This window comes from Leptolyngbya sp. FACHB-671, assembly GCF_014695745.1.
Classification (GTDB): Bacteria; Cyanobacteriota; Cyanobacteriia; order Elainellales; family Elainellaceae; genus JAAUTN01.
Genome location: NZ_JACJOV010000141.1, coordinates 20,829 through 31,028, shown reverse-complemented (window position 1 = coordinate 31,028; position 10,200 = coordinate 20,829). Strand labels below are relative to the sequence as shown.

Below are 10,200 nucleotides of genomic sequence, written 5' to 3'. Positions count from 1 at the left end.
CTAGAGCAGCTATAGGCTTATGCTAGTGCACTTAGCTTGCTTCTACTTGAGTGACCGTGGCGTACTACAGAATGAGGCTGTTTTGCCTGATTTTCCTATTCGCCAACAGCAACCATTAGTTATTGAAGTTGTGAGGCCAAACTGGTGGGACGACTATGGACACAAACTGGTGGAATATGAAGCGATGGGCATTGCTGAATACTGGATTGTAGACTTTTGCGCTCTAGGAGCCATTCGCCACATTGGTAAGCCTAAACAACCGAATGTCACCGTATGTCAACTGATTGAAGACGAATACCAGATGCAACGGTTTATTGCAGGACAACGATTGAAGTCGGGTATTTTTCCTAACCTAGAGTTGTCAACTGATGCAATCTTTCAAGCAGCGGAATTGTAGCTGTGTAGCTTAAGATTAGCGATCGCTTGAGAAAGCGGTAGGTTGTTGTACGTCGGGCAAGAACCTATTGATGTTTAAATCATGCTGTACGAAAAGGTGTCCTTGGCTTGGGTATCTTAAAATCCATAACACCCGCAGGATTTCACCTTCTTCTAGATAAAAATGTCACAGCTTACCTCCATCAGACAACAGAACGGAATTTTTGAAGATCGGGCATTTACTCGACCGGCGGAGGGGGAGGTGCTGTCTTGCTCGATTTTAGTGGTGGGTGGCTCGACAGCAGCATATTCGGCAGCACTGGTTGCAGCTCGTGCTGATTTGCAGGTGTATTTGGTGCAACCGACGAAAATAGTCGGCGGACAATTTACCACTCAGGCATTGCCTGCGTCGGATGATGGTGACTTGTTGCGGCATCGGGCAACGGCGACCAGTGTAGACGGCGAACGGTTTGCAATTTCTAAGCTGCAGCGGCAGTTTCGGGTAAAACAGCGATCGCTTCAACCCGTCAAAGGCAAGAGCATTGCTAATCCGGGAGGGGGTTGGGTGAGTCCGCTGTGTACGACTCCGGTGGTAGCGGCGACGGCAATGAATCAGGCGATCGCCCCCTACATTGCTCAGGGTAATCTGAAGCTAATTCCCCTCGCTGAACCGATAGAAGTTTTATTTGAGCAAACGCTAGGACAGCGGCGACGGGTGACGGGTGTAGTGTTTGAAGATCTGCGGGATGGTCGCACCTTCACCGTTAAAGGGCAAGTCGTGATTGAAGCGACCGACCTAGGCGACCTGCTAGAACTGGGGAACATCGAATCGCGGATTGGACAGGAAGCCCGCAGCGAAACAGGCGAACAGCGCCTTCCAGAACATCCGCTGCCACGCTGTCAGCAGTCGTTTACCTTTGGTGTTGTGGTTGAGCGAACGGCTCTGGGCAGAGGTGTTCCGATCGGTCCCCCTACAGGCTATGGAGCACAGCGCTGGCTCAATGCCCAGGAGTTTCGCGGCAAATTTTGGGCAAAAAGTGGCGGCAATTGGGAACCCAGCCCGCGTGACTTTTTTCATAGCTTTGGCATTTTTCGCTATCGCCGCCTTTTACGAATGGCGGAAGATGAAAAAACGGTTAGCCCTGGAGATGTCACCGTCCTTAACTGGGGACAGCACAAGGATGGGCACGATGGACCGATGTGCTGCGGCAACGACTATCGGGTTGGGGTATTGGTAGGGGTGAGCCGCGCCGATCGCAAGCTACATCTTCAGCAAGCTCGCGATCGCGCCCGCGCCTACGTTCATTTCCTTCAGACCAATGGTGTAAAAGATTTGAAGCCGCGAGGTGATTTAACCTGGACGCCAGATGGTATTGCCCTAGAGCCTTACATTCGAGAGGCGCGACGGGGTATTGCGCTTACCACCATTCGCCACGAAGATGTCGGCGAACCCTTTTTCCCTGGAGAAGCCCGTGCCAAATGTTTCAGCGATAGCGTCGGCATCGGTCAATATCACTACCTCGACCTGCACGGCAATGAAGAAATTGGTCACGTCAGCCTTCCGGGCAAAAATGTCTATGCGCTGCCGTTTTCCCTAGCCGCTGGGGCATTAGTGCCGATTAATGTAGATGGGCTGATTCTCTCTGCCAAAAGCATTGGCACAACTCACATCACTAATGCGGCTTATCGAATGCACCCGGTGGAGTGGGCGATCGGAGAAGCCAGTGGGCACCTGGCGGCATTGTCGATTTGGACGAATGCCCAGCCTCGCGATATTGTCACGAATGAAGCGCCCACGCGCAAGCTTCAGGGATTACTCACTCGCAATGGTATTCCGATTTTCTGGTTTGATGATGTGGCGCATGATGACCTCGATTTTGAGGCAATTCAACTGCTTGCAGTGGCAGGAATTGTGCGAAGTGAGAACAAAGATAACTTACATTTTTGTCCCGAAAGAACGGTGAGTCGAGCGGTCGTTGCAGCCGCACTGGTGAAGCTACTGGGGCTTGAGAAAGTATCTCCTGCTGCAGCCAGTTTTATCGACTTGCCAACTGACCATTGGTCCTATAGCAGTGTCGAAACCTTGGTATCTAAGCAAATTGTCTCTGGTGTGGGCAACAGGCGGTTTGCTCCAGATCAGGCGATTACGCGACAGCAACTCTTTTTCTTGGTGAGTAAGGCAATGCCAGCAGTGGGCGATCGCGCCTTTTCCGCAACGCCAAAAGATCGTCAACTTTTGCGTCGACGCGAACTATCTAGAGTATTGTATGGAGTACTCCGCGCAAAGCTAGGAATCTAGCTGCGCCATACCTGAGACTAATGGCTATGCAGCAACCGCGATCGCCCCGCTGGGTCGTCCCGACCACTGCCCAAAAAATTTGGCATCAGTTCTGGCGAGATTGCCGCAAGTTACCGACTGTTGTGTGGCGACGCTGGTTTGGCACGCTTGCTTTGGGGTTTGGGGTAACCGCTCTGCTAACCGCGATAATTACCCTGGTCGCAAAATCGCAGCAGGCGACGGGAATGCAAGCCTGGGATGAGCAAATGCTGCTAGCGATCGCCGAGCAAGCCCCGCTTTCCTTTGCTCAAGGAATTACCTGGGAATCACCTGGCAGTTTGATCGGAATGCTCCCCGTAGTGGTGACCTTTGTGGCGATCGCTGCCTCTCGATCTCGCCCTCTCACTGCCGCTACCATGACGGTTGCCTATGTCCTTCAGTTTGCCCTTGCTTGGTTGGGTTGGGGATTGTGGAATCGCGAACGACCTGACCTGATTGCAGGTGGAATTGCTGCCCCTGGCTTACACTCCTTTCCCTCGGGACATGCTCTAGTCGTCTGCACAGTCTACGGGCTGATTGCCTTTCTTTGGATACGAGCCTCTCGCAGTTTATTTGAACGAATTGTGGCGATCGCCATTTTCCTGGTTGGTGTTGGGCTAATCACGGTTTCCCGTTTAGTTTTAGGAGCGCATTGGCCCACCGATATTTTTGCTGGATTGGCGATTGGGTTAGTTTGGGCCATGTTCTTGGCGATCGCTCTCAGCCGTGCCGAAGCCGCATCTCGGTAAATATTAACTGCAGCTATACAGAGAAAAAGGGAGGAAAGGCTTTGTCCTTCCTCCCTTTTTCTAACTGAAGCAACTCAGTATCAAACCAAAGTACCCGCGTGGGTACTGCCACTAGCTAATTAGTTGTCCAGAATGATGAAGACGGTGTGAGAATCCTCAAGACGAGCTTTTTCGAGAGTGACAGCAACAAAGCCAGTCTTGATTGACCCACCGTTTGATGCTTGATCATTGAGGCAGCCATGCCATGCCAAGAGCTATCTGAAAACCAAGCCAAACATTCTAGCTTCAGCGTTTTCACTCAGGGGTAATCCCTCAATGATCGGTTTGTTTTAAGCGAAAGTTCGACAGACATTGCCTTTTAGGGAGAGAGGAAACCATGCGAAAGATTCCTTTTCAGTTTAGCCATGGCAGTTACATTCGAGAAAAGCTTGTAGAAAGAACCGTTGAGGGAACTGGTGCAACGGCGATCGACGTAGAAACAGATTTTAATTACCTTTTCCCAGATCTGGCTAAAGATCCCAATAGCCTGCTTCCGGCAGATAATCCGGCAGATACCATTGCTAAGCTGAAAGACCTAGGCAATGCCATGATTGATGCCCAAGAGCCCATCGATCCAGCAGAAGCAAACTCAGATATTCCCCCGGTTTACACTTACTGGGGGCAGTTCATCGACCACGATGTCACTGCCAATACCGATCGCGCTTCCCAAGATTTGCAAACCGACATTATCAAAGATGACTTTCAGCCCCTAGCGCCCGACTTTGTTGCTGAGAAGCTCAAGAATCTGCGCCGTCCTGTGTTTGACCTGGATAGCGTCTATGGGGATGGCCCAACTTTGAATCCCACAAACCCAACCGAAGCGAAAGACTTTTACCAGGAAGATGATCCGGTGAAGTTCAAGATCGGTCAAAACGCGCTCAAGAACTCTGCAGGTGATGACGTTCCCGGAGAAAGAATTCCGCCAACAGATGACCTGATGCGCGACCTGCCTCGCAAAGACAGAAACGCCATCATCGGTGATAGCCGCAACGACGAAAACCTGATTGTTGCTCAGCTTCACACTGCTTTCCTGCGATTCCATAACGCAGTGGTCGATTGGATTCGGACAAACGAACCCAAGAGCTTTAAGGATGAACAGGGTCTGTTTGAGCGGGCGCAAAATCTGGTTCGCTGGCACCACCAGTGGCTTGTAGTGAACGATTTCCTCAAAACTTTAACTGTAGATGGAACAGTAGACAACATTCTCAAGGGCGGGCTGAAATTCTACGACCTGCAATATCGCGACATCTTCATGCCCCTAGAATTTTCTGTTGCGGCATACCGTTTCGGGCACAGCATGGTGCGGGCTGGCTACGACTACAATCGCAACTTTGGACTTGAAGCTGTCCTGATTCCCAGCGCCAGCTTTGAGTTGCTGTTTTCCTTTACGGGCAGAGGTAACATTGGTGAGCGCAACGGTCCCGGTGCGAACGATACCTTGCCATTCAACTGGATCATTGAGTGGGATCGATTTGTGGACAAAACGGCTGCTGCTGAGCGGCAAAGACGTTCTGCCCGCAAAATTGACACTCACTTGACTCCACCTCTGTCCACCATGATCAACGAAGGGGAAGATGAACCCTCAACCATGATCAAAGAACTGTTGAAGCACCTGGCTAAGCGCAACTTGCTGCGCGGCTATCTGCTCAGCATTCCCACTGGACAAAGCCTGGCAGCGAAATTGGGTGTAGCCCAGCTAACCCCAGAGGAGCTAAAGCAAGACAACTCTGATGCCATGAATCAAGCACTGGAACCCTTCCTGGAGAAGACGCCTGCTTGGTTCTACATTCTCAAAGAGTCCGAAGTTCGGGCAAAGGGAGATACGTTGGGTGAAGTGGGTAGTCGTCTGATTGCTGAGACATTCATCGGTCTAATGATGAATGACCCTGCTTCTTACTTGAATCAGCGTGACTATAACGGTCAGCAGTGGGAGCCAGGTAAGGGTGTGAGATTGCCAGATGGCGGTGAGATCCACACGATCGGTGACTTCCTTAAGTTTGCAGGTGTGATGCTGTAAGGCCTAGTGCTAATTACTTCACAACTGTGGATTAATTAACCTGTATCATCTCTCTGTGATGGGGTTTGGCAATGCCAAACCCCTATTTCGATGTAGAGATGGGAGAGATTGGGAATGAGCAAGAGGCAGAGCCTCGGGTATGGCATTACAAGGCGGAGCCTCGTAATGATAAAACCCAATTTCCTCACACTAAAATCGACATTGCCCCATCAGAAAGCTTTGCTGCTTCCACCTTGAGGTAGTCCAGGAAAGTGCTGGCGACAACTGAAAGCTGTTTGCCTGAGAGGGAGACGGCGTACCAGTTGCGGTGAATCGGGAAGCCCTGCACATCTAAAACAGTGAGTTCACTATTGGGGATTTCGGGGGTGAGGGTGTGGCGAGAGAGGACGGATAAGCCTAAGCCCCCGGCGATCGCCTGTTTAATCGCCTCATTACTGCCCAACTCTAGTCTTACCCTGACGGATATTCCTTCCTGATCAAACAGTTTTTGCACCGAGCGGCGAGTGCCTGAACCTGGCTCTCGCATAATGAAAGGCTCTCCAACCAACTCTGATATAGGAATATTCTTCTTGCCTGCAAGTGGATGAGTGCTGGGAGCAACTACGACTAGTGGGTTATCCATAAATGGATAAGCTTCAATATCCATGTGTTCAGGCAATTGGCTCATGATGTAGAGGTCATCCTGGTTATCTGATAACCGCTCGATCACCTGCTCATGATTGGTCACAATTAGCGAAACGTCAATGCCAGGGTAGATTTGACAGAATGGGCCAAGCAATCGAGGGACAAAGTACTTGGCGGTGGTGATCACTGCTAACCGTAGCTGTCCCTGTTTCATGCCTTTCATATCTGCGACTCGCATTTCAAGTTGGTCGAGCCGACTAAAAATATCCTGGCAGGTAGAAAACAGTTCGCGTCCCGCATCTGTCAGGTAAAGCTTCTTGCCCACTTGCTCAAATAGGGGTAACCCTACGGCTTTGGTCAACTGTTTTACCTGCATAGAAACCGTTGGCTGAGTCAGAAATAACTCTTCCGCAGCTCGGGTAAAGCTGCCGTGACGAGCCGTTGCTTCAAACACTTTGAGTTGATGTAGGGTGGCGTGGATCACCTGAAAGCTCCTGCGTCAATTTCTGCCTGGGCAGGTTTATGGATAAAAGTCTATCACAGGCGCTCGAACTAGTGATTTTTATCTATGGATTTTTCGCACAATATTTCTTTGCCCGGAATGTAGCTGGGTGGCTAGAAGCTATACAGCATAAGGGTTTCTCTCTTCCTGCAAGTTGTTATCATAGATAAAAATCTATGCAAAAGATAAGAACTAGTGATTTTTATCTATGGACTTTAAGAGTACTATTGGGATTAACAGCAAATATACAAGTTCCCTTCCATAGCGCTGTACGGTTACGGTAAGTTACTAGCTCAGAAAGCACCTGGTTCCCACTCCCGCAGGCAGTTGGTTTTTCTGAAGTTTTGCTAGTACTTTCGCCGCCATTGTGCAGCGCTTTTCTTTTGTTGATTAAAAGTTAAAAGTCCTACATTGAATGAAGTCTCCATTCACGCTTCAAAACCAGGGTTAATTTCTAGTGCCAAAACATCCTTACCGCTATCCCCCTTTCCCTCTCTAGGAAGTGGTTTCTCATCAATGAGATCGTTATGGTTTGAAGGTGAGATTCCAAAGCGGAATTCGCAGTTGAACGAGGAAAGAGGTATGCGGACTCAAACAGAGCGGCGATCGCTAGGTCCAAAGCTGCACGATATTGGAGTAACTTTTCGGTGGACAGGATGGGCTACGTTTTGGCTGCAAATTGGATTAGCTATTGTTTCATCGCTCATTCTAGTTTTTGCTGTTACTGGACAAAACTTTAGCGACGAGAATACTCCAGGCATTGGGGTTGGTATCTTCTGGGCGGTTTGTGGCGTTTTAGTGCTGCTATTCGCCATCTTTCTCTCATTTCGATACACCCGCACAGGTAAACTGTTGCTTGATTCCGATCAAGCAAATCCTCATAGAGCGGACGTAATTAAAGTGCTGCGGCTGTCTCTGCTAGTGAGCTTGATTGGAATGCTGCTGACGATTTTAGGAGGTGGTGCGACTCTGGGCGTGCTGTTGGGTAAGGTATTGGCTCAACCTCAAGGAATCGCGGTTTATGACCCACAAAAGATTATTCGTGCTTTGGATATTCTGGTGGCCATGGCGAATATGACAGGCATTACGGCTCATTTCGCGGGAGCGATCGCCTCCCTCTGGCTGCTAGAGCGGGTCAAACAATAACCTCCACCAGTTTGGGGTTACAAAAAAGGGTAGGACTAAGTCCTACCCTTTTTTGTAACTAATTTAAAACCAGATATTGGAACTTGTCCCGCGTACGCGGGACAAGTTCCAATATCTGGTTTTTTGTACAAGTGGTATGAGATAAACAGCACTATAGCTCAGGGTTTTGGGATAATTGAGCCAATGTTGACCAGCGAACAGAGAACGGATTTCGGAGATATTTTTGAGCCAATGCTTGTCGCTCAGTTTCCTCTAAGTCCTCTAGAGTTCGAGCATCTTCTGGAATTTGAATTGCAATGGTTTCTAACATTTGGAGTTCTCCTAAACAAAATATATTGTGCGAAAACTTGATATAGAAACGATGGCTTAGAGTCTGAAGTATAGTTCTGCAAAGCCGTCACCTCTGACTGACCGCTCTAAGTTACGATTTAGTCTAACGAAGATAGGCGGTGAAGTTCCCTAAGCTAGCTCATAAGCAACACCGCTAAATCAGGTTTGTGAGGAGTAAACTTGAACTGTTTCTCACAACTATCAGTATCTTAAAAGGAATATAGGAGCTTATAGCTCGGCAGATAGGATGAAACAAATACCGAATGTAATAGACCTTAATGCTTATTTTCAACGCATTGGATATAGTGGCGATCGCTCTCCTACCCTGACAACGCTCCAGGCAATTCACCTCTGTCATGCAAAGGCGATCGCGTTTGAAAACCTCAATCCATTGCTCAAGCAACCTGTTCTTCTAGACTTAGAATCTTTGCAGCGCAAGCTAATTTATGAAAGACGGGGAGGCTACTGTTTTGAGCAAAACCTGTTGCTACGGTCGGTGTTGCTCACCCTTGGCTTTCAAGTGAAAAACTTGGCGGCTCGTGTACTTTGGGGTCTTCCCAAAGGAAGCATTATGCCTCGTACCCACATGTTGCTACGAATTGATCTGGATGGAGAAACCTATGTTGCAGATGTTGGATTTGGTGGCTTAACCCTTACAACGCCCCTGTCTCTAAAGCTAGATTTTCAACAAAGTACTCCCCATGAGCTATTCCGCTTGATTGGAGAGGACAGTACCTACATCATGCAGGCATTTACCGGGCAGGAGTGGAAATCTCTTTATCTTTTTGATCTGCACGAACAACAGCTACCCGATTATGAGGTAAGCAATTGGTATATTTCCACTCATCCTAATTCACCCTTTGTGAATTCACTTATTGCTGCCAGACCCGATTCAGATCGGCGTTATGCTCTACGCAATAACCAGCTTGCAATCCATCATTTGGGCAATCCTACCGAGCGAAAGACGTTGAGTACCGCAACCGAGCTGCGTTCTGCACTTGAGGACTTATTTCAATTAGAGTTGGGGGCGATCGCCAACCTAGACACGGTCTTGCAACGGCTAATTGATAATCCCCTGAATGCCTGATGTGATTTCACGTTTAAGGTAAGAATGATGAGTCGAATCCTTTACATGCTAATTGCTCCAAAAGGAGCAGGAAAGCCATACATTGGAACTCTCATCAGTCAACATACAGAAATTTGCTTCAACAATAATCTGGCAACTGATGCCGAAATCTCAATGGCAATTCAAGCACTTCTGTAGCCGCTAATTTCGCCTTGCTTTATTTGCTAGAGCGAGTCAACGCTTGCTCTTCGCAGGTGAGGTCTAACAATTAGGCTGACTCCAACCGCCCATCCAATCGAAACTAGCCACCCAGCCAAAATATCGCTGGGGTAGTGAACTCCTAAATAGATTCTTGTCCAACCGATCGCTACAACAAAGAGTCCGCCAACCGTTAGTACCCACCTCTGCCAACGACTTCCCCAGGTCAAGACAACCAACGCTGCAACGAGTGACATGCTCGACATGGCATGTCCACTAGGAAAGGCAAACCCTGACGCTGCTGGATAAAGTGATTCCCATAGATGAGGACGAATCCGCTGCATCATGCCTTTTGCGGCAAGATTGATGGCCGAACTACCTAAAAGCGTAGTGAGCAGATAAGCAAGCGATCGCCACTGTCTTTGCCTCAGCAAAATCACGCCAAGCACAACGGCAAACGGAAATACACCCCAATACACCCCAAGCTTAGTGAACGTTGACGCAAATAGATCGAGATGGGGGTTTGCTGTCTTGTGAAGGTACAAGAGGATGGCAACATCCCAGGGAAAGCCACTTTCATAGTTTCCAATCTTCAGCGCTAAGGTCTCGAATCCTAACAGTGGCAGGTAAACACCTAGCAGCAACATCAGTAGAGAAGGCCAACGAGAACCTAATAGCCCTTTAAAGAACCCCAGAAAAGCCTGGGCAGGCTTCCGAAAGCCAAATCTAAAAGAATCAGGTTCAAGCATAGACAAAAATCCTTGATAGTAATCTTCGCTTCCAAGAGTATTTACTTGAGTCTTGCACCATTCTCAATCACATTCCCTCCTACCAAGA

At 48.8% G+C, this 10,200-nt stretch carries 10 protein-coding genes; 7 read left to right on the top strand and 3 right to left on the bottom strand.

The genetic code is table 11. From position 1 onward, the window contains the following. Window positions 1-19 precede the first annotated feature (19 nt). From H6F93_RS22495 to H6F93_RS22480, 4 genes are all read left to right on the top strand, one after another. Window positions 20-397: a Uma2 family endonuclease gene (locus tag H6F93_RS22495; protein WP_190685585.1), complete on the top strand. Its 378-nt coding sequence runs from the start codon at window positions 20-22 to the stop codon at window positions 395-397. A gap of 162 nt (window positions 398-559) precedes the next feature. Then, complete coding sequence (locus H6F93_RS22490) at window positions 560-2,674, top strand: FAD-dependent oxidoreductase (protein ID WP_190685582.1); 2,115 nt, start codon at window positions 560-562, stop codon at window positions 2,672-2,674. Between the two features lie 20 nt (window positions 2,675-2,694). Further along, complete coding sequence (locus H6F93_RS22485; protein WP_242043568.1) at window positions 2,695-3,441, top strand: phosphatase PAP2 family protein; 747 nt, start codon at window positions 2,695-2,697, stop codon at window positions 3,439-3,441. A 376-nt stretch (window positions 3,442-3,817) separates the two neighbouring features. After that, window positions 3,818-5,497 carry a peroxidase family protein gene (locus tag H6F93_RS22480; RefSeq protein WP_190685579.1) on the top strand — a complete coding sequence of 560 codons (1,680 nt, stop codon included), beginning with the start codon at window positions 3,818-3,820 and terminating at the stop codon, window positions 5,495-5,497. A gap of 184 nt (window positions 5,498-5,681) precedes the next feature. Here the strand turns inward: H6F93_RS22480 and H6F93_RS22475 are convergent, their stop codons facing one another. Then, a complete protein-coding gene (locus tag H6F93_RS22475; protein WP_190646650.1) occupies window positions 5,682-6,605 on the bottom strand; it encodes a LysR substrate-binding domain-containing protein in 924 nt (307 codons plus the stop codon). 600 nt (window positions 6,606-7,205) lie between these two features. On the opposite strand from H6F93_RS22475, the gene H6F93_RS22470 reads away from it, so the two are divergent. Next, a complete protein-coding gene (locus H6F93_RS22470; RefSeq protein WP_190646649.1) occupies window positions 7,206-7,769 on the top strand; it encodes a DUF3611 family protein in 564 nt (187 codons plus the stop codon). 151 nt (window positions 7,770-7,920) lie between these two features. On the opposite strand, the gene H6F93_RS22465 is transcribed toward H6F93_RS22470, so the two are convergent. Next, on the bottom strand, window positions 7,921-8,079 hold the full coding sequence (locus tag H6F93_RS22465; RefSeq protein ID WP_190646648.1) for a hypothetical protein: 159 nt from the start codon (window positions 8,077-8,079) through the stop codon (window positions 7,921-7,923). A gap of 267 nt (window positions 8,080-8,346) precedes the next feature. On the opposite strand from H6F93_RS22465, the gene H6F93_RS22460 reads away from it, so the two are divergent. Continuing rightward, window positions 8,347-9,186, top strand: coding sequence for an arylamine N-acetyltransferase family protein (locus tag H6F93_RS22460; protein WP_190685576.1), 840 nt, complete (start codon window positions 8,347-8,349; stop codon window positions 9,184-9,186). Between the two features lie 24 nt (window positions 9,187-9,210). Continuing rightward, entirely contained in the window at window positions 9,211-9,363 is a 153-nt protein-coding gene (locus tag H6F93_RS22455; protein ID WP_190685573.1) for a hypothetical protein, read from the top strand. 26 nt (window positions 9,364-9,389) lie between these two features. Here the strand turns inward: H6F93_RS22455 and H6F93_RS22450 are convergent, their stop codons facing one another. Then, the gene (locus tag H6F93_RS22450) at window positions 9,390-10,112 is read right to left on the bottom strand and encodes a phosphatase PAP2 family protein (protein ID WP_190685570.1); all 723 of its coding nucleotides are present in this window, start codon (window positions 10,110-10,112) and stop codon (window positions 9,390-9,392) included. Window positions 10,113-10,200 lie beyond the last annotated feature (88 nt).

Coding starts and splice junctions, on each gene's coding strand:
- H6F93_RS22470 (WP_190646649.1), top strand. CDS start 7,206: ATGCGGACTCAAACAGAGCGGCGATCGCTAGGTCCAAAGCTGCACGAT.
- H6F93_RS22485 (WP_242043568.1), top strand. CDS start 2,695: ATGGCTATGCAGCAACCGCGATCGCCCCGCTGGGTCGTCCCGACCACT.
- H6F93_RS22495 (WP_190685585.1), top strand. CDS start 20: ATGCTAGTGCACTTAGCTTGCTTCTACTTGAGTGACCGTGGCGTACTA.
- H6F93_RS22460 (WP_190685576.1), top strand. CDS start 8,347: ATGAAACAAATACCGAATGTAATAGACCTTAATGCTTATTTTCAACGC.
- H6F93_RS22450 (WP_190685570.1), bottom strand. CDS start 10,112: ATGCTTGAACCTGATTCTTTTAGATTTGGCTTTCGGAAGCCTGCCCAG.
- H6F93_RS22455 (WP_190685573.1), top strand. CDS start 9,211: ATGATGAGTCGAATCCTTTACATGCTAATTGCTCCAAAAGGAGCAGGA.
- H6F93_RS22465 (WP_190646648.1), bottom strand. CDS start 8,079: ATGTTAGAAACCATTGCAATTCAAATTCCAGAAGATGCTCGAACTCTA.
- H6F93_RS22490 (WP_190685582.1), top strand. CDS start 560: ATGTCACAGCTTACCTCCATCAGACAACAGAACGGAATTTTTGAAGAT.
- H6F93_RS22480 (WP_190685579.1), top strand. CDS start 3,818: ATGCGAAAGATTCCTTTTCAGTTTAGCCATGGCAGTTACATTCGAGAA.